Source organism: Frankia nepalensis, assembly GCF_016786325.1.
Classification (GTDB): Bacteria; Actinomycetota; Actinomycetes; order Frankiales; family Frankiaceae; genus Pseudofrankia; species Pseudofrankia nepalensis.
Map to the genome: position 1 here is coordinate 66306 of NZ_JADWYU010000098.1, position 19218 is coordinate 85523.

At 72.8% G+C, this 19218-nt stretch carries 15 protein-coding genes; 8 read left to right on the top strand and 7 right to left on the bottom strand.

From position 1 onward, the window contains the following. Positions 1 to 103: 103 nt before the first annotated feature. Both I6A81_RS09855 and I6A81_RS09860 read right to left on the bottom strand, forming a co-directional pair. Complete coding sequence (locus I6A81_RS09855; RefSeq protein ID WP_202999337.1) at positions 104 to 1642, bottom strand: HEAT repeat domain-containing protein; 1539 nt, start codon at positions 1640 to 1642, stop codon at positions 104 to 106. 304 nt (positions 1643 to 1946) lie between these two features. Next, positions 1947 to 2357: a hypothetical protein gene (locus I6A81_RS09860; protein ID WP_202999338.1), complete on the bottom strand. Its 411-nt coding sequence runs from the start codon at positions 2355 to 2357 to the stop codon at positions 1947 to 1949. A gap of 246 nt (positions 2358 to 2603) precedes the next feature. Here I6A81_RS09860 and I6A81_RS09865 point away from each other — a divergent pair, with 246 nt between their 5' ends. After that, positions 2604 to 3116: a DUF4279 domain-containing protein gene (locus I6A81_RS09865; RefSeq protein ID WP_202999339.1), complete on the top strand. Its 513-nt coding sequence runs from the start codon at positions 2604 to 2606 to the stop codon at positions 3114 to 3116. Between the two features lie 403 nt (positions 3117 to 3519). Here I6A81_RS09865 and I6A81_RS09870 read toward each other — a convergent pair whose 3' ends face one another. Continuing rightward, positions 3520 to 4194 carry a TetR/AcrR family transcriptional regulator gene (locus tag I6A81_RS09870; protein ID WP_202999340.1) on the bottom strand — a complete coding sequence of 225 codons (675 nt, stop codon included), beginning with the start codon at positions 4192 to 4194 and terminating at the stop codon, positions 3520 to 3522. Positions 4195 to 4488: 294 nt separating this feature from the next. Between I6A81_RS09870 and I6A81_RS09875 the strand changes: the two genes are divergently transcribed. Both I6A81_RS09875 and I6A81_RS09880 read left to right on the top strand, forming a co-directional pair. Beyond that, on the top strand, positions 4489 to 5502 hold the full coding sequence (locus I6A81_RS09875; RefSeq protein WP_202999341.1) for an alpha/beta fold hydrolase: 1014 nt from the start codon (positions 4489 to 4491) through the stop codon (positions 5500 to 5502). Positions 5503 to 5598: 96 nt separating this feature from the next. Further along, positions 5599 to 6978, top strand: a complete 1380-nt coding sequence (locus tag I6A81_RS09880; RefSeq protein ID WP_202999342.1) for a serine hydrolase domain-containing protein — start codon at positions 5599 to 5601, stop codon at positions 6976 to 6978. A gap of 162 nt (positions 6979 to 7140) precedes the next feature. Here the strand turns inward: I6A81_RS09880 and I6A81_RS09885 are convergent, their stop codons facing one another. Further along, a complete protein-coding gene (locus tag I6A81_RS09885; RefSeq protein ID WP_202999343.1) occupies positions 7141 to 7638 on the bottom strand; it encodes a MarR family winged helix-turn-helix transcriptional regulator in 498 nt (165 codons plus the stop codon). Positions 7639 to 7732: 94 nt separating this feature from the next. Here I6A81_RS09885 and I6A81_RS09890 point away from each other — a divergent pair, with 94 nt between their 5' ends. After that, complete coding sequence (locus I6A81_RS09890; RefSeq protein WP_202999345.1) at positions 7733 to 8581, top strand: NAD(P)H-binding protein; 849 nt, start codon at positions 7733 to 7735, stop codon at positions 8579 to 8581. A gap of 351 nt (positions 8582 to 8932) precedes the next feature. Beyond that, a complete protein-coding gene (locus tag I6A81_RS09895; RefSeq protein WP_202999347.1) occupies positions 8933 to 9640 on the top strand; it encodes a TetR/AcrR family transcriptional regulator in 708 nt (235 codons plus the stop codon). A 237-nt stretch (positions 9641 to 9877) separates the two neighbouring features. Here I6A81_RS09895 and I6A81_RS09900 read toward each other — a convergent pair whose 3' ends face one another. Further along, on the bottom strand, positions 9878 to 11059 hold the full coding sequence (locus I6A81_RS09900; RefSeq protein ID WP_202999349.1) for an amidohydrolase family protein: 1182 nt from the start codon (positions 11057 to 11059) through the stop codon (positions 9878 to 9880). 576 nt (positions 11060 to 11635) lie between these two features. On the opposite strand from I6A81_RS09900, the gene I6A81_RS09905 reads away from it, so the two are divergent. From I6A81_RS09905 to I6A81_RS09915, 3 genes are all read left to right on the top strand, one after another. Beyond that, on the top strand, positions 11636 to 12733 hold the full coding sequence (locus tag I6A81_RS09905) for an ecdysteroid 22-kinase family protein (RefSeq protein WP_238428137.1): 1098 nt from the start codon (positions 11636 to 11638) through the stop codon (positions 12731 to 12733). A gap of 289 nt (positions 12734 to 13022) precedes the next feature. Further along, positions 13023 to 14237 (top strand): CaiB/BaiF CoA transferase family protein, encoded by a 1215-nt coding sequence (locus I6A81_RS09910; RefSeq protein ID WP_202999352.1) that lies wholly within the window; start codon positions 13023 to 13025, stop codon positions 14235 to 14237. A 145-nt stretch (positions 14238 to 14382) separates the two neighbouring features. Next, positions 14383 to 15654 (top strand): amidohydrolase family protein, encoded by a 1272-nt coding sequence (locus I6A81_RS09915; RefSeq protein ID WP_202999353.1) that lies wholly within the window; start codon positions 14383 to 14385, stop codon positions 15652 to 15654. 135 nt (positions 15655 to 15789) lie between these two features. On the opposite strand, the gene I6A81_RS09920 is transcribed toward I6A81_RS09915, so the two are convergent. Then, complete coding sequence (locus I6A81_RS09920) at positions 15790 to 16896, bottom strand: winged helix DNA-binding domain-containing protein (RefSeq protein ID WP_202999354.1); 1107 nt, start codon at positions 16894 to 16896, stop codon at positions 15790 to 15792. A gap of 518 nt (positions 16897 to 17414) precedes the next feature. Then, complete coding sequence (locus tag I6A81_RS09925) at positions 17415 to 19091, bottom strand: GGDEF domain-containing protein (RefSeq protein ID WP_202999393.1); 1677 nt, start codon at positions 19089 to 19091, stop codon at positions 17415 to 17417. Between the last annotated feature and the right edge of the window lie 127 nt (positions 19092 to 19218).

The window sequence follows — 19218 nt, forward strand, 5'->3', positions numbered from 1 at the left end:
CGATCAGCCAACACCGCCGCCGAGAAACCATCTCCTGCACGAGCACATTGATAGAGATCTCGCCGGAGCCAGCCGAAGATCAACCGCACTGAACTGGCTGTGGTCAGCGTCGAGGAACGAGGCGCGGCCAGGGACGACGCCTGGTTGTCGTTCCCGGTCCTGCTTCGGGCTCGGGGCGAGGCGGCGGGGGTGCGGGCCGGATTCCGGCGCTGAAGGCCAGCAGGCGTCGGCTGGCGTCGTCGAGTCCCGCGGCTGGGAGGCGGTCGGCTATCCGTGCCCGCTGGTCCGAGGGAAGGGGCTGCCAGGCGTTCGTGGCGCCTGTCGTCAGCCAGGCGCGCAGTCCGGCGCGGCCGAGGCGGGCCAGGCGAGGGTCCGGGTCGGCGGCGGCGCGCAGGTCCGCCTCGGCGCGGTGCCAGCCGCCGGCTTCGCGGGCAAGCAGCCAGGCCGCGCGTCTGCTGGCCAGCTTGGAGGAGACCCAGAGCGGCTCGGCCACCGAGGGCGGGGCGCGGTGCTTCGCCAGTGTTCTCGCGGCGGTCGCGCTGACGCGGGCGCTCGGGTCATGCAGCAGCGGCACGATCAGCGGGACGGCCGGTTCGGCGCCGGCCCGCGCGAAAAGACCGTTCACGGCGGCGGCGCGGACGCGGGCGTTGTCGTGTGACAGGTGCGCGGCGAACGTGGACAGGTCCGGGTGGTCGCCGACGGCGGCGAGCTCGTCCAGAGCGGCGGCCCGCCGGCGCGTGGTGAGGCCGGGATCCGCCAGCCGCCGGCGGTAGAAGGCGGCGAGCTCGATGCCGCGCCGCTTCGCCCGCCAGCGCGCCGTCTCGCGCACCCTCGGCGACCGGTCCGTCAGCAGCCCGCCCAGGGTGTCGTCGTCGAGGTCGCCGTCGGGCACGGCCGTGAGCGCCTCGAGGCGGGCCTCGACCGAGCTGGCCGTCAGAAGGGCGGCCAGCCGAGGCCCGTCGGCTGTCTCCGCCAGCCACCGTGCGCAGGTGGCACGCAGCCACTGGTCCGGGTCGCCGCGGGCGGTGTCGAGCAGGTCGTCCAGGGTCAGCGCGCCGCGCCCACGACCCAGCTCGAACGCCCACCGCCGCACCTGGCGTTGGCCGCCGCTAGTCAGGGCACGGACGAGATCGACGGCCGGCACGCTCGCCAGCAACGCGTCCCGCACCTCGGTGAGCGCCTGGCCGGCCGGCTGCCGGTCCCGCCCCGCGAGCAGCACATCGAGAACGACCGCGGCCGTGCCAGCGTCGAGCCGGGGCCGCAGGGCCGCCCAGGCCGCCGCCCGCACCCGCTCGACGTGGTCGAGAAGCCGGACCGCCAGCGCCGACGTCGCGACATCGCCGCCCACAGTGGCGAGGGCCAGGGCAGCGCGTTCCCGCAGGCGGCCGTCCGCGTGCAGGCTCGCGACCACGGCGCCGAACCCACCGCGCTCCGCTTCGACGATCACAGACCAGCCGTTGACCCCGGCGATCGCCGCGCCATACCGGTAGCTCGACCGACGCGCGGCCGCGTCCAGTAACAGCCAGCCACGGCCGTCGAGGCGCTCCAGCTCCGCCGCGACCGCGTGCCCGCGCGCCGGGTCCGGGCCGGTCACCGCGGCGGCTAAGCGCTCCGCGAGGTCCCGGGCCTCCGACAACGTCATCGCCGGCCCATCCTGATCTGCCCACCACCCAGCCGTCACCCCGTTTCCCGCGTGGTGCGGCCACCTTCGCCAAGGTCAGATCCGCTTTATGTCCATGTCCGTCCGTGTCGGCCGCGCGTTGCTCCCGATCGGGAGCGAGGGGCTGATTCGCCAGGTCATCGACGACGTCCGCGTGAAATTCGACGCGATCGAGCAGGCGGAGCTCGGAGATCTTCAGGGTCGGGCCCGTCAGGATGTCGCACCCGGTCGGCGGCTCGATGACGATCTCGGCCGGCGTGACCAGCGAAACGCGTACGCGCACCGCTCAGCGGTGTGCTCGTGCACCGCCCAGGAGCGGCGCGAGATGAACAGCCAGCAGCAGGAGCCCCAGACCCGTCGCCGACAGCAGGCCCAGACCCGGGCGGCTGCTGGCGACCGGTTCGAACAGGTTGCCCGCCGGATCCATCATGTAGGCACGCGCAGTCTTCGACCTGACGACGACGATGCAACGGACGGCCGCCAGCACAGCGCACAAGGCGGCGGCGCAGCCGACCACCCGCCATCCACGCGCGGACCGACCAAACGACGCCATAGCGGCCAGGACCATCTCCAGCACCACCGCTACCCCGAGGCCCAGCCCCAGGGCCGCCGCGACCACAGCGCCGCGATCCCTGAGAACGTCGAGGGCGGTCTCCGCCCCGGTGATGTCATTGTCGGCCCAGGGCAACAGCACCACCCCCACGACCAGAACAAGCTGACCTATCGCCAAGACGATCAACACCGGTGCCCGCCGGACGCCCCTCATGACCATTCGGACGCATCCCGCCCACGACCGGTTCTGCGCGCGAACTCCAGAACTCCGATTCAGCGACGACCCACATGTCTACGTGCCGACAGGCCCGCGAGATTCCAGGATCGGTACAGGTGGTGGCGGCCATAAACGGGTGCCTTGCCGTGGCGGACTGCCCTACCCTCTGCCCCAATGAGAGACGAAACCGCCCTCACCGCGAGATGCACCCAGCGCGCGTACCTGTACCTGGAACGCGACCACGACCCCGCCGGGCCGCCGTACAGCGACCGCGACCGCGACCAGATGGCGTTCGACCCTGACGAGGTCACCTCCCTGGTCGGGCTCACCCCGACCGAGGCATGGCGACGTGGAGATCCCGCCGCGCGGGCCGGTCGACCTCCACGCCGGTTCAGCAACTGGAAATACGGGCTACCGGAAGTCCGCACCTTCGACACCGAGGAGGTCGTCACCGCGCTCCTGGACGCGATCGAGCCGCACGCCACCGGAATCACCAACGCCTACCGCGCACTGGGCATGCGCGGCGGCGTCATGGTCGTCATCTGGATGCACGGCGTCCGAAACGCTGACGGCGACGTCGCCGTGTCCACCCCCGCGCTCAGCTACAGCAGGCAGACCGTGCAACGGCTGGCCCAGCTACAGCTGGCGGTCCACCACGACCAGTACATCGAGCTACCTGACCCGTAAACCCCCGGTCGGCTCTGCCTTCAGCCAGCCCGAACGCTGAGGATGCTGGCTTTGGGTGGCCTACCGGCCGAGTGGCCGGTTGAGCTCCTCCTCCATGTCGATGATCTCCAGCCTGCCGGTGCCGGCTGGCGTGATACGCGTCGTGCCGTAGGCGAGCTCGACGGGAGGACCCGACCACGTCCGTGCGCGCCTCGCGCCCGGCGGCGCGCAGCGGCGACGCCGAGTAGGCGTCGACGGGCTCGATGCGGGCGCCCGCGTCCACCAGCAGCCCCACGATGTCCACACGGCCGCTGCGCGCGGCCTCGGCCAGTACCGGCCCTCGAAACCGGTCGATGCTCATGTTCGGGTCCGCGCCGTCGGCCAGCGCCTGTCCGAACGGGCGCCCTTCAGGGCAGCCGGTGACTCACGCCGTGCGGCCGACCCTCGGTCCGACGTCGTCCGACGACGCACCGGATGGTGCGCTGGGCGGTGGTGTGTCAGGCGACGACGCACCGGACGGCGGCATGTCGGGCGGTCGCGTGTCGGCGGTCGTCCCGAGGCGCAGCGCGATCAGGGAGCGGGCCAGCGCCAGGGGCTCGGTGGTGTCGCTCAGGTTGCGGGACACGTTGGCGGCGGCGAGCAGGGCGTCGATCTCGAACGCCAGCATGGCGGCCGGCGGCGAGCTGGGAAGATGGCCCGCGGACTGGGCGATCGCGGCGTCCCGCTCGAGCAGGTCCAGCCAGCGCTGCCGGGAGGCGGCCAACGCGTCCCGCACCGGTCCTGGGCGGCTGTCGAAGTCGGCGAGCGTGGCGACCATGAAGCATCCGCCTGGGAAGACCCGCCGTTCGACGTAGTCGAACCAGGCCTCGATGAGCGCGCTGAGTCTCGGCAGCCCTTCGGGCTGGGCGTGGGCGGGCGCCACGACCTCGGCGACGAAGACGTCCGTGGCCGCGGCGACCGCCGCGAGCTGGACCGCCTCCTTGGTGGCGTACGCGGCCTGGACACTGCTCTTGCTGACTCCGAGAGCGCCGGCGACCTCCGACAACGTGAGCCCGGAAAGGCCATGCACGGAGGCGAGCGCGGCGGCCTGCTCCGCCACGGCTCGCCGAGTCCGGTCTCCCCGCTGTCGCCGCCCGTCCATCTCCCCACCATTGTCGCGGCGCGATCGCCGGCTTCCGCGAGCCCCTTGACATTAAATACGTACGACCGTACATATTTTAGTCATGCCTCAGCCAGCCGGCACCGCGCGCGAGAAGGCCGGCTTCGCCGGCCGTCGACCGTACCGGGGAGTTCTCCCCGATCCCCCGCGAGTCCCCGACCTCCCGCGAACGGCTTCGCCCGCCGCCACGACCGCGGCCATCGAGGCCATCGGGCGGCACCGGGGCGGCCGGCCATGAAGCAGGTCGAGCTGTCCGGCGGGACCATCGAGTACACCGACAGTGGCGGCGAGGGTCCGGTACTCGTGCTGCTGCACGGGCTCCTGATGGACGCCTCGCTGTGGGACGGGCTGATCGCGGAACTCTCCGCCGATCACCGATGCGTCGCGCCCACGCTGCCGATGGGCGCGCACCGCCACCCGGCGCACGCCGACGCGGACCTGTCGCTGCCTGGGATGGCACGGCAGGTCGGCGAGCTCCTCGACCGTCTCGACCTGACGGACGTCACCCTCGTCGGCAACGACACCGGGGGTGCCGTCGTCCAGCTGGTCGTCACCGACACCGCCGTCTCCGGCGACTCCGTCTCTGGCGACTCCGGTCCCGACACAGCCGTTCGCGACACAGCCGTTGGCGACAGCGCCGCGCGGGTGGGCCGGATCGTCCTCGTCTCGTGCGAGGCGTTCGACAACTTCCCGGCCGGCTTGACCGAGAAGACTCTGGTTCTGAGCGGCAAGCTCCCGCCCGCGCTGTTCGGGCTGTTCATGCAACAAATGCGGCTCCGGATCCTGCGGCGGCTCCCGCTCGCGTTCGGATGGCTGACCATCCGCGGTGACGCGGCCACCGCCCGCTGGCTGCAGCCGATCCTGCGACGCAGCGACATCCGCCGCGACACCGTCCGGCTGCTGCGTGCCCTCGCGAACGGGCGGGAACTCCTGCTCGAAGCCGCGGCCCGGCTGCCCGGCTTCGACCGCCCCGCCCTGGTGGCCTGGGCCGCCGACGACCGCGTGATGCCACCCGAACACGGCCGGCGCCTCGCCGAGCTCCTTCCACAGGGACGACTGGTCGCGATACCCGACAGCTACACCCTCGTCCCGCTGGACCAGCCGGAACGGCTCGCCCAGATCATCCGCGAGTTCACCGCGTCCCGCGCCGCGGCCCAGCGGCCAGCCCCGGAGCCGCGCCGCTCGGCGGGTACCGAAAGCCGCGACCTCGCCGGAGCGGACGTCACCGGAGCCAAAGAACCTCGGTGACGGCCGGGGGCGGGTACAGGAATTGGCTGGATCCCCTCCCGTCCTGGGCCGCACGATCGCACCGGATCGGGCGAGACCGGGAGAGAGGAACGGGCGATGGCTTTGCCTTCCGAGGAGTTGTTGCCGGGCACGCGCCGCGCGCTGCTGCACCGGCTGGCCGTCGGGCAGGCGGAGGGGCGCACGCCCTCGCTGGTCGGCGCGGTCGCGCGCGGCGGGCGGCTGGTCTGGTCCGACGGCCGGAGCATGCTCGACGGGCACAGCCCGGACGCCGACGTCCAGTACCGGATCGGCTCGATCACGAAGACCTTCGTCGCGACGCAGGTCATGCGCCTGCGGGACGAGGGCGCGCTGGACCTGGCCGACCCGCTGGACCGTCATCTGCCTGGCACCCCAGCCGGGTCGCTGACGATCGCCCAGTTGCTCGGCCACACCTCGGGCCTCGCGTCCGAGACCCCCGGCCCCTGGTGGGAGCGCACGCCGGGAACGCTGCGGCCATGGCTCGGTGACGTGCTCGGCGAGCCGGCGGTACGCCACCCGGCCGGCCGCCGGTTTCACTACTCGAATCCCGGGTTCGCGCTGCTCGGCGCGCTGGTCGGCCGGTTGCGCGGGCAGCCGTGGGGCGACGCGCTGCATCAGGAGGTGTTGGCGCCACTCGGCCTGACCAGGACGACGCTGTCGCCGCGGGCTCCGCGCGCCGGCGGCTTCGCGGTGCATCCCTGGGCGGACGTGATGGTGCCCGAGCCGCTGGAGGACACCGGCGTGATGGCGCCGGCGGGCCAGCTCTGGTCGACCGCCGCCGACCTGTGCCGCTGGGCCGCGTTCCTGGCCCGCGGCGCCGAGGGCGTCCTCGGCGCCGGCACCCTCGCCGAGATGCGCCGGCCCGCGGCGGAACCCGACGAGGCGGACGACTGGACCGCCTCCTACGGGCTCGGCCTGGAACTGCGCCGGTGGGACGGCCGAGGGCTGTACGGCCACACCGGCTCGATGCCGGGATTCCTGGCCGCGCTGTGGGTGAGCCCACGGGACGACGTCGCCGCCGTCGTCCTGGCGAACGCGACCGCCGGGCCGGCGGTCCCGCTGATCGCCGCGGACCTGATCCGGATCGTCGCCGAGCACGAGCCGCGCATCCCGGACCCGTGGCGCCCGCTCCCGGACGTCGATCCAGAGCTCCTCGCGCTCACCGGCCTGTGGCACTGGGGCCCGTCGCCGCACCTGCTGCGCCTGCGCGCCGACCGTGGGCTGGAGCTCGTTCCGGAGGGCCAGGCCGGCCGCGGTGCCCGCTTCCGCGCGGAGGCGGACGGCACCTGGACCGGGCTTGACGGCTACTACGCGGGCGAGACGCTGCGCGTCGTCCGGGCGCCGGACGGCGCCCCCAGGCATCTGGACATCGGCAGCTTCGTGCTCACCCGCACTCCCTACGACCCGGACGCGGACATCCCCGGCGGGCTCCACCCGGACGGCTGGGGGGCCTACTGACACGTCAGCAGGTCCAGTACGTCCCGTCGATGGCGCCAGGCGCGGCCCAGGGCCCGAGGGCCGACGCCGTTGCTCCTGCCCGCGGCGGGCCGGCAGGCGAAGCCCGCCGCCGGGCAGGAGCAGCCGCCGGGCGGGAGCAGGGCGACGCAGCGGTGGCGGCGTTCAGCTCACGGGCGCGGCGCGCTCGTTGGCGGCGCGTTCATTGGCGGCGCGCTCGTAGGCGCGCAGGGTGTCGACGACCAGGCTGCGTTCGGCCGGGGTCAGCGGCCCGAGGGCCGCGCGCCAGGCGGCGGCGCCCGGGCCGAGCCAGCCCTCGATCGCCGGGCGGCCGGCGTCGGTGATGCTCACGATCCGGCGCCGGCGGTCGTCGGGATCCTCGCGGCGCTCCACGACCCCGCCCCGGCTGAGGTCGGCGACCATGAGGCTGACCGTCGTCGGCGCCACCTCGAGCCGCGCGGCCAGGGCGTTGACGGTCATGGGCCCGTCGAACAGCAGGTAGGAGAGCAGCGACAGGTGCCGCGGGCCGAGGGCGAGCCCGGCGAGCTCGGCCGGCGGCGGCGTCCGCTTCGCCCGGCCGACCAGTTGCGGCATCAGCAGCAACAGCGCGCGGACGGCCTCGTCCACGTCGAGTTCGTTCCCGCGCTCGGGTCGGGTTGACATCGCCCTCCTCGCCGTATTTAGCTTTGCCCGCAAAATAGTTTTGCCAGCAAAGCTATGAGGCCACGCTCCTCGTCCACCTCACCATGGGAGTGTCATGACCATTCTCGTCACCGGCGCGCGGGGGAACATCGGGTCGCGCCTGGTCGCCGCGCTGGCCGAGGCCGGCCATCCGGTCCGCGGCTCGGCCCGCGACGCCACGACGCTGCGGCTGCCCGCCGGCGCCGAGCCGGCCGAACTCGACCTCACCGACCCGGGGCCGGCCGCCGCGGACGCGCTGCGCGGCGTCGACGCGGTCTTCCTCTACCCGGTCATCGGTTCCGTCGACGCGTTCCTGGAGGCGGCCGTGGCGGCGGGCGTGCGCTACCTGGTGCTGCTGTCCTCACCCTCGGCCTACGAGGCCGGGGAGTTCGACCGCCCCATCGGGCTCGTCCACCGCGCGGTCGAACGGGCGGTGGCCGGCTCCGGCCTCAAGCACACCGTGCTCTACCCGAGCTGGCTCGCGACCAACGCGGGGCGGGACTGGGCCGACCAGATCCGCGCCAGTAGGCGGGTCGCGATGGCCTTCGGGGACGCCTCCGTCACGCCGGTCCATCCCGACGACATCGCGCGGGTCGCCGCCGACCTGCTCACCCGCGACACCCACCGCGCCCGGATGCAGATCCTCACCGGACCGCGGCCACTGCGGCTGCGGGACGCGGTCGCGACCATCGGGGATGTGCTCGGCGTCGAGCTGCCCGTCGACGACCTGACGCGCGACGAGGCGCTCGAGCGCGATCAGGGCAGGATGCCGCGCCCGATCCTGGAAACCCTGCTCGACGTGGCCGCGGCGAGCGTCGGCCAGACCGCCCCGGTCACCAACGCGGTCGAACGCGTCACCGGTCGCCCCGCCCAGCCGTTCCGCTCCTGGGTCGAGGCCCACCGGGCCGACTTCCAGCCCGGCTGACGGCCCACGGCTCCCCTCCCGGCTTCCCTGACCGGCCCGCGGATTCCCTGACGACGCCTCCGTGTCTCCCGGCGGTCTCCCGGCGGCGACGCGCCCGGCGGTCTTTCCGGACACCGGCGACCGCCGGCCGACTCGGCGCCAGGGAATCCGCGACGGGCGGTGTCCGCGACGGAAGGAACCTCTATATCGACATCAACCTTGACATAGGGCACTCTGGGGAGGCGACCGGTCGAGGCCCGCGACGGCCGCGGCTGCTCATTGGCGGCGCCCGGTGGCGCCGGCGAGCAGCCGGACGATCTACGTCATCCCGGCGCCCCTGACCGGCCAGACCGACTAGGCGGGAGACGCGTCATGGAAACCCGAGCCCAGCTCGCGCGGACGGCGATCGTCGTCGACCTGCCCACGGGCCTCCATCGCGCGGGCGAGCCGCTCTCGTCGACGCGCCAGCGGACCCGGGAACGGCTCCTCACGGCGGCCAGGGTCGTCTTCGAGCGCGACGGATTCGACAACTCGCGGGTCACCGACATCTCGCGCCTGAGCGGCCTGGCCCACGGCGGGTTCTACCGCTACTTCGAGTCCAAGGAGGCGGCCTTCGTGGAGCTCGCGACCGCCGCCCACGAACGGCTGGGAACTCCGCTCGACGGGGTGAGTTTCGAACCCGACTCGCTCGACGAGCTGCCGGAACGCCTGCGGGCGAGCATCCGCCGGTATCTGGCGGCCTACGGGGCGGAGGCGCGGATTCTCGGCCTCGTCGGCGAGGTCAGGCGCCAGGACGACCAACTGCTGGCTCTGCGGTCCGCCTGCCAGCGCCCTGACATCGCCCGGCACGTCGAACCGGTCCGCCAGTCGCAGCGTCTCGAACTGCTGGAGCCCAGGGTCAACCCGGAGGCCCTGCTGTTCGCGGTCGTCGGCATGGTGGAGAGGTTCGCCGAGCAGTGGCTGGTGCGGGCCGCCGTCGCCTGCGACCTGGAGACCGCGGCGACCCAGCTGGCCCGGCTGTGCCTCCAGGCCATGCGGCCGGCGTGGCGCTGCCCGCCGGCCGCGGCGGCCTGGGCGTAGCCAGGGCCCGGCCGCGCGACGTCGGCCGCGGGCGCGCGAGCGTCCGAGGCGGCGCGGCCAGAGCGGCTACCGCCCGGCCTGGCTCCGTGCCCGCGGCGCGCCTACCGGCGCATGCCGCCTGGTCCACGGTCGCACCATGCGAACGCCTCCGCGGGAACGGATGCCGTCGACCCGTCATGAGCAGACCGTCGCCCCTGGCAAGGTGTCTGGCGCTGTCCCGCGGGGAAGCTCTGGACGCTATTTCGACGGGAGGCCCAGGACCTCGAGGGCGTTCTCGCGGGAGATGCGCGCCACCGCGTCGTCACTCAGGCCGCCCAGGGACTCCGTGACGAAGTCGCGCGGCTCGACGACCCCCTCGGCGTGCGGCCAGTCGGACCCGAGCAGCAGCCGCTCGACGGGGACGTCGTCGAGCAGGTCGGAGAGCTGGTCCTCCCAGAACGGTGTGATCCAGACGTGCTCGTTGAAGGAGTCGCGCGGGCTCTCGCTGAAGTAGCCGGGGTTGCGGTTGGCGGCGTCGTCGAGGCGGTGCAGCAGGTCGGGGACCCAGCCCGCGCCGTTCTCGACGCTGGCCATCCGCAGCCCCGGGAATCGCTCGAACAGCAGCCCACACACCGCGGCGCCGTAGAAGTCGGCCACCGCGCGGCCCTTCGTCAGCACCCCGCGCAACGGGGAACGCAACACCGACGACTCCCGCGCCCCCGGTTCCCACATCTGCACGATCGCGTCATAGCCGTCGTTGCCGGCATGGGTCGCCACCACGATCCCGGCCTCCTCGGCCAGGCCCCAGAAAGCGTCGTAGTCGGGGTCGAACGGCGAACGGTAGCCGCCCGGCGCGGGCACCGGCGCGTTGCGGACGTTCACGACGAGCGCGCCCTCGTCGAGCACCGTTCGCAGCTCCACGACCGCGGCGATCGGATCCAGCAGTGGAACGTAGGGCACCGCGTAGAGCCGGTCCTGGTAGTCATAGCCCCAGTCCTCCGCGAGCCAGCGGTTGAAGCCGTGGAAGACCTGGGCACACGCCGCCGGGTCGTCCTTGAGCGCGTCCTCCAGGCCGACGCCGAGCGTCGGGAACAGCAGGGTTGCGGACACCCCCTGCCGGTCCAGCGCCGCCAGCCTCGCCTCACGGTCCCGGTACTCCGGGGAGATCGGCTCGAGCTCGCCGAACGCCTCCCGAATGCTCTTCTGCTCGGGGTTGCCCCGGTACCAGGAGTACAACGCCCCCGGCTTGGCCACCGGATCGAACGTCGGATTGGCGATGTAGTTGTTCACCACGCCGCCCACGACCAGCCGCCGCCGGCCGTCGATCTCGGCCCACCGCGCCCCTCGGGAGCCCAGCGCCCGCGGCTGGTAGCGGGTCAACGCGTCCTCGGCCTCGTAGTAGTGACTGTCGAAGTCGAAGATCCAACGGTCCGGTTCCACTTCACCGCTCCCTCAGCTAGGAATCCGGCCGGGCATCGACGATGCCTCGCGCCATCGACGGGCCGGCAGGTTCGACGATCACCGTGGCGATCGGGTCTGCCTGCCGCGGGGCGAGCCGCTCGGCCCCAGGCCGCCCTCCGCGCACAGCCGGACCAGGGATGCTCGTCGGCCGGCCAGCCTCCGCCAGGTTCGCGCATGTCAAGTTCGACGTCAACTTCGACATCGAGTCACGAGCGGGATCCGGCGTCCAGCGCGCCCCTCCTCCGGCCCGCCCGTCCTTCCGGTCCGGCGGATACCTCGACATCGATGTCGACATCGAGGTATTACCTAGGTCGGGTGAGGTCCTGCCTCGGGCTTCTCCGCCGCCGACCGGCCCCGTCGGCGGCGCCGCCCGACGGCGGGGCCCGCTCGGCCCCGCCGCCCTCGACCGCCGTCCGCCTCGACCGGCCGTCCAGCCCGACCGGCCCGACCCACGGCCCGGGATCGCGGGCGGCACCCGCGCCGGGGCGCGCGACGAGACCAGGGGCGTGGCCGGATCCCCGCGCTCACCGGCGCCGCATGCGGAGAGGAACCCCGATGTCGACTCCTGTTGACGACCATCCGAGCCACGGCGGCATCGTCGACGACCCGGCCGAGATCACCACCGACTGGCTGACCGGCGTGCTGCGCGCCGGGGGCGTCGACGGGACCGTCACCGCGCTGCGGCACGAGCGCATCGGCACGGGCCAGGTCGGCGCGAACTACCGGCTCCATCTCGACCACACCGGCGCGGCGCCGCGCACCCTCGTCGTCAAGCTCGCCGCCGGCGACGAGGACAGCCGCCGCCGGGTGGGGCCCGGCTACCGCGCCGAGGTCGGCTTCTACACCACCTTCGCCCACCAGACCAGGGTGCGGGTGCCGCGCTGCTGGCATGGAGCGATCTCGCGGGACCGGACCAGGTTCACCCTGGTCCTCGAGGACGCCCACCCGGCGCGGCCGGGAAGCCAGCTGGCCGGGTGCGAGGTGGCGTCCGCGCTGGACGCCGTGCGCAACCTCGCCGGCCTGCACGCCGCCTTCTGGAACAGCGAACACCTGCTCACCGGGACCCGCTGGATGCGCCGCGTCGACGAGGCCGGCGCCGCGTTCCTCGGCGCGACCCAGGTCGACGCGACCGCGCGGTTCGTCCGGCTCTTCGGGGACGCGCTGGATCCCGAGGACGCGGACACGATGACCCGCGCCGCCGACCTGACCGCGCGCTGGCTCGCGGCCGAAGGCTCCCCCTTCTCCCTGCTGCACGGCGACTACCGGCTGGACAACCTCCTGTTCCCGCCCGACGGCGCCGAGGGCGTGGTGGCCGTCGACTGGCAGACGCTGGCCGTCGGCCTGCCGGCCCGCGACCTGGCGTACTTCGTCAGCACCGCGCTGTCCGGGCCCAGCCGCCGCGCCCACGAGCAGGCCCTCATCCGGGCCTACCACGAGCGCCTGACCGACCTCGGCGTCTCGGGCTACCCGCTCGCCGACTGCGTCGCGGACTACCGGCGCGGGCTGCCGCAGGGCCCGATGATCATTTCCATCGGCGCCGTCTTCGCGACGGCGCGGCGCACCGCCGCCTCGGACGAGATGTTCCTGTCCATGACCCGGAACGCCTGCGCCGCCATCCGTGACGCGGACGCCCTGGCCGCGGTCGCCCGGTAGCAGGCCGCCCCATGCGGGCGACGGCTCCCGGCGGCGCCGGCCCTCGCCGGACCAGGCCGGACCGGTTCGGTCGGGGTCGGCCGGGTCGGCCGGCCGTTGCCTCGCCAGCGCCCGCCCGATATGGTTCGCGAACGCCGATATCGACATCAACCTTGATATCGGCTCCGATGTCCCGAGGTCGCGGGACCTGGCCGGCCGCGATCGTCATCGGGGCCGAATCCCGCGGCGCGACCGGCGGCGGCTCGGCCCGCCCGGCACCGCCATCAGCACGAACCGACCGGAGGACGGCATGACGGCAGTGATGAGGGGCGTCCGCGTCCTCGAGGTCGCGGAGCACACCTTCGTCCCGGCCGCGGCGGCGCTGCTCGCCGACTGGGGCGCGGAGGTCATCAAGATCGAGCACGTCGAGCGCGGCGACGCCATGCGCGGCCTCGCCTCCACGGGCACCGCCCCCGTCGGCGGAGGCGTCCACGTCCTGCTGGAGCACTCCAACCGCGGCAAGAAGAGCCTCGCCCTCGACCTGACCAGCGAGCGCGGCCTGGAGATCCTCTACCAGCTCGCCGGGACCGCCGACATCTTCCTGACCAACAAGCTGCCCAGCGTGCGGGCGAAGCTGAAGATCGACGTCGAGCACATCCGCGCCCACAACCCGAACATCATCTACGCCCGCGGCCTGGGCCAGGGCGAGCGCGGCCCGGACGCCGACCGGGGCTCCTACGACTTCCTCGCCTTCTGGGGACGAGCCGGAATCGCGGCGGCCATGATGGAGGCCGGCGCCGAGCGCGTCCCGTTCCCGCCCGCCCCCGGGTTCGGCGACTCGATCGGGGCGATGACGATCGCCGGCGGGCTGATGGGCGCGCTGTTCCACCGCGAGCGCACCGGCCACGCCGCCGTCGTGGACGTCTCCCTGATGGCCGCCGGCATGTGGTCCATGGGCCAGGCCATCGGCCTGTCGGCCCAGCTCGGCATCCCGTGGGCGCAGCCCCCGGAGGGACGCACCGGCAACCCGCTCGTCAACACCTACCGGACCAGCGACGACCGGTTCCTCAGCTTCTCCTGCCTCCAGGTCACCCGCTACTGGCCGGAGCTCTGCCAGCTCGTCGGCCGGCCGGAGCTCGTCGACGACCCCCGCTTCGCCGACTTCGCCTCGATCAGCGCCCACGCCCTCGAGGCGACCGCCGAGCTGCGCACGGTGTTCGCGGGCGCCACGCTCGCCGAGTGGCGCGAGCGGCTCGCGTCGTTCAGCGGCCAGTGGACCGCCGTCCAGACCACGCTCGAGACGACGACGGACCCGCAGTCGGTCGCCAACGGCTACGTACAGACCCTCGAGTCCGCGAACGGCACACCCTTCCAGCTCGTGGCCGCGCCGGTCCAGTTCGACGAGCAGCCGGCGCCGGCGGGCCGCGCCCCCGAGCTGAACGAACACGGCGACGCGATCCTCACCGAGCTCGGCTACGACTGGGACACCGTCATCGCGCTCAAGCTCGACGGCGTCGTCGCCTGACCGGCCGCCGCGCGGCGCGGCCCTCGCCGCCCGGCCGGGCCGCCCGCGCCGGCGGCCGTGCCAGCGCGGGCGCCAGCGCCGGGACCAGCGCCAAGGCCGCCAGGAAGCGATGATTGCGACTGGAAGCAAACGCGAGGAGGGGATTGTGAAGGTCGAGGACCTGATCCTGGTGAGCATCGACGACCACGTCGTCGAGCCGCCCGACATGTTCACCCGGCACGTGCCGGCGAAGTGGCTCGACCAGGCCCCGAAGGTGGTCACCACCGAGGAGGGCTTCCAGGCCTGGGAGTTCAAGGGGAACCGCACCGGGACGCTGTCGCTGAACGCGGTCGTGTCCTGGCCGCCGGAGGAGTGGGGGCTCGACCCGGCGGGCTACGCCGAGATGCGGCCCGGCGCGTACGACATCCACGAGCGCATCCGCGACATGAACCGCAACGGGATCTTCGCGTCCATGTGCTTCCCGACGTTCCCGGGGTTCAGCGCGGGCAACCTCAACCGTGGGCACGACGACCTGGCCTACATCATGGTCCAGGCGTACAACGACTGGCACATCGACGAGTGGGCCGCGGCCTACCCGGGTCGGTTCATCCCGCTCGCCCTGCTGCCGACCTGGGATCCGGCGCTGATGGTCGCCGAGATCCGGCGGGTCTCGGCCAAGGGCTGCCCGGCGGTGTCGATGCCGGAGCTGCCGCACATCGAGGGCCTTCCGAGCTACCACGACCTCAGCCACTGGGGCCCGGTGTTCGAGGCGCTGGCCGACACCGGCACCGTGATGTGCCTGCACATCGGCCAGGGCTTCGGCGCCCTCAAGCAGCCGCAGGACGCGCCCATCGACAACTTCATCATCCTGGCGACGCAGGTGTCGACGCTGGCCGCCCAGGACCTGCTGTGGGGCCCGGCGATGCGGAACTACCCCGCTCTCAAGATCGCCTGGTCGGAGGCCGGCATCGGCTGGATCCCCTTCTACCTCAGCCGCTGCGACCGGCACTACACCAACCAGCGCTGGCTGCGGCGCGACTTCGGCGGGAAGCTGCCCAGCGAGGTCTTCCGCGACCACTCGCTCGCCTGCTACGTCACCGACCCCGTCGCGCTCAAGGTCCGCCACGACATCGGCGTCGACATCATCGCCTGGGAGTGCGACTACCCGCACTCGGACTCCATCTGGCCCGACGCCCCGGAGCAGGTCATGCGGGAGATGACCGACGCGGGCGCGAGCGACGACGACATCAACAAGATCACCTGGCAGAACTCCTGCCGCTTCTTCGACTGGGACCCGTTCCGCGGGCTGCCGCTGGACCAGGTCACCGTCGGCGCCCTGCGGGCGAAGGCCAGCGACGTCGACACCACCGTCCGGTCGCGCAAGGAGTGGGCAGCGCTCAACGCCGCCCGCACCGCCGGGGCCGCCGCCGGGAGCTAGCGACACCTCGGCGAGCGTTCGCCCCGCCGGCCGCGCCCGTGGAACCAGGATCAGTCGGACGGTGGCGCGCCGCCGGTGACGCGAAACGTCTGGCCGATCTCTCGGCTGTCGTTCTGGTGTCGACCTCGGTGCCGGTCAACGAGGAGAGGCGGCCACCCGTACGCGGTCGCTCTCGCGGTCGGAGAGGAAGGACGCCAGTTCCCGTCCCTGCTCGGCGACGGCGGCGCGGTCGGCTCGGGAGAAGCGGCGCAGCGGGGTGACGACCACGGCGCCCGCCTCGACGTTCCAGGTGGCGGCGACCCGGCCGTCGACCAGCACCACGCGCGCGCCGGCGACCGACAGGCCGCGGTGGGCGTCGTCGATGATCCGGCCGCGGTCCTGGTAGCCGAGGATCGCGTTGTCGAACGCCGGCAGGAACCGTGCCGGGGCGGGCGTGTCGGGGTCGGGCCGCGGGGCGTCCGGGAGGTCGAGCAGCTCACGGCCGCGCTCGTCGCGGAAGGCGACGAGCTCCTCTCGGATCGCGGCCACCGCGGCGGGCAGCCCGGCCAGGCCGCACCAGGCGCGCAGGTCGGCCACCGACGCGGGGCCGAACGCGGCCAGATAGCGCCGCGCCAGCGCCTGGCCGACCGGATCGGTGCCATCGGGGGCGGGCGGGTCGACCTCCCGGCCCAGCCACGAGGACAGCGCCGCGTGACGCACGCCTGCCCGCGTGCGCCACAGGCCGCGCGGGGGCAGCTGCGCCAGCGGCGCCAGCGCGCAGGCCATCTCGCCCAGGGCCCGCGGCCCCGGCGCCGGCCAGCGCTCGGCCAGCACCCGCGCGAGCTCCGCCGTCGAGCGCGGCTGGCCGTCGGCGAGCACCGCCCGGACCGCCGCGGCGAGCTCGTCGAGGTCCAGCCCGCCGAGCTCGCCGCGGTAGACCCCGAGGACCCGCTGGCGCAGCATGGGGTCATGGCGGGCTCGCCAGGCCAGGGCATCCTCGGCGGCGAGCAGGTGAACGGTGCGGCGCATGAGGTGGGTCCGCACCACGCGCCGCCCGGTCAGCAGGTCCGAGAGCGCCGCCGCGTCGAACGCGCGCAGCCGTGTCCACAGGCCGACGAACGGCTCCTGCGGCTCCTGCGGCTCCTGCGCCTGCAGGCCGCCGAGATGCGCGACGGCGTCGAGCACCGGCAGGTCGGCGCGCTCGAGCAGCAACTGGCGGGCCAGGGTCGCGCGGCCCAGCGCCCGGGCGCCCAGAACGGTCATCGGATCACGCCCACATTGTCGTCGTCTGGCACGAGACGACGTTGACAGGAAAAGCGGCCAGAGTGTGACCTGACTTCCCTCACGTTGATCCTTCTCGAAAGATCGTAAGGCCGTGACCTGCGACTTCGCCGTCACCGGCGACGAAAATTGTGCACTAACGGGAGGCGTCGAGTCGTTGCCGGAGACTGCCGACGGGCCCACAAGGAGATCGACTCACGCGACATGGGCGGCAGTTGTACCTACAGATCGGCAACCAACTCTCGCGCCAAGCCCTCCCGCCGGACCAACATTTCACTGTCCGTAGCATTGCGATCTTGACTGCTGTATCGGGCCGCGCACGTGCGCACTAATTTGAGGGAAGTCAGGTCGTCGTCTGGCACGAGACGACGTTGACAGGAAAAGCGGCCAGGTTGTGACCGCTTTCCCGGGCGATCTCCGCATCCGGCCCGGGAACGCCACCGCCCAGTGATCCTCGGATGTGTGCGCCATTCGGCGGTCGAGCGGCCCCAGCAAGATCCCTAGTGGCGGCCGGGGTGGTCGTGGTCGGCGGGGATGGGCGTGTCGCGCTGGAAGACGACGACCTTGCCGGCTCGTTCCCGCTTCGCGGCGTACATCGCCAGGTCGGCCTGGTGGAGCAGGACGTCGGGGCTGGCCGGCCGGGCGGCGCCGTCGAGCGTGACGAGGCCGAGGCTGGCGCGCGGGACGTAGGTCCGGCCCGCCAGCCGGCACGGTTCCTGGACCGCCGCCGCGAGCCGTTCGGCGATGCGACGCGGGTCGTCGGGGCCGCCGCCGTCCAGGATGACCGCGAACTCGTCGCCACCGAGGCGGGCGACGGTGTCGGCCGCGCGGGTACCGGCCCGCAGCCGCGATGCGCTGATCTTGAGCAGCTCGTCGCCGGCGGCATGCCCGAACTCGTCGTTGACCCGCTTGAAGCGGTCGAGGTCGACGAACAGGACGGAGACGGCAGGTTCATGGGCGGCGAGCGCGCCATTACGCCCGGGCATGGTGGCGGAGATGACCGCCCGCTGGAGCCGCCGGGTGAACAGCGCACGGTTGGCCAGGCCGGTCAGCGGGTCATGAAACGCTTGATAGTGGAGCTGACTCTCACGTTCCCGAATCTCGGTGAGAAGGCGGGTGTTCTCGGCGATGGTAATCATTTGTCGGGCGAGCGCCAGTACCAGCAGAGACACCATGCCGTAAACCTCGAACCGGTCGAGCGGGGTACCCGTCACCAGTTTTCCGAGAATCAACAGGCCGGCGGCGCAGAGCGCGGCGTAGGGCAGGGCGGCATGCACCCACATCGCCCGCGGCCGAGGCCGGGCCGGGCCGTCCGGGTATGCCGGCGCCGACACCGGCACCAGCGCGGCGAGGGCCATCAGCAGGATCGCGACGATGAAGGGGATCAGGCTCCACGCCGGGAGGTCGTAGCGCTCATGGGCGACGCGGTAGACGAACACGTTGCCCGTGAGGCCGTAGATCAGCAGGCCCGAGCCCAGCAGTCCCAACGTCGCCGGGGACCACGGCCGGCGGAAGCTCGCGATCAGCAGGACGACCACCGCCAGGATCAGCACGGCCATCTCGTGGATCAGGGCGGCCACGAACGACCCGGTGTTGGGCGTGGTCACCCGGACGACGTCGCCCAGCACCGTCCCCCATTCCAGCAGGACCACCGAACCGACGATCAGCACACAGTCCAGCACGACGATCATGCGCCAGAGAGCCTGGCCGTGCCTCTGCCTGCCCACGCCCGCGCCTCGGCCTTCGGCCGGGTAGGTGGGCAGGCACAACAGGCCGGCCAGCGCCAGCCCGTAGAAGAAGACGAGACTCGCGTACCCGGACGACGTGCTGGTGGCGGGCGATCCGCCGGTTAACAAGATCAGGATGGTGACGAGGCCCGCGCCCGCGAGGCCGGTCGCCATCAGGCCGATGAACACCCGCCATCGCCGGTCGCCGGCGACGGCCCTCCGGGCGCTCCAGAAGGCGGCAACCGCCGCGATGATCTCGGAGGCGAAGGTGACGAAGGTGGTGGCGATCACACCGGGAAGCGGTGCCAGCAGCGCGTCGAACACGACCGCCAACCCGACGAGCAGCAGGCAGGCCACCACCGCGCACGAGAACACGCGCGACCCGTGGCCTGAACCAGCCGAACGCCGAATGTCCGGCGTGGCGTCCCCGACAATGCGCAACCCAACCATCATTTCCCCCCAGGCCAGCGTACCGTAGCCGCCCGGACCCGGACAGCGACAGCCCGCGCCCCATTTCCGACACAAACACTTCGCCAGAATTTGGACGGACGTATTTCGCGATACGTCCCCACCGGGC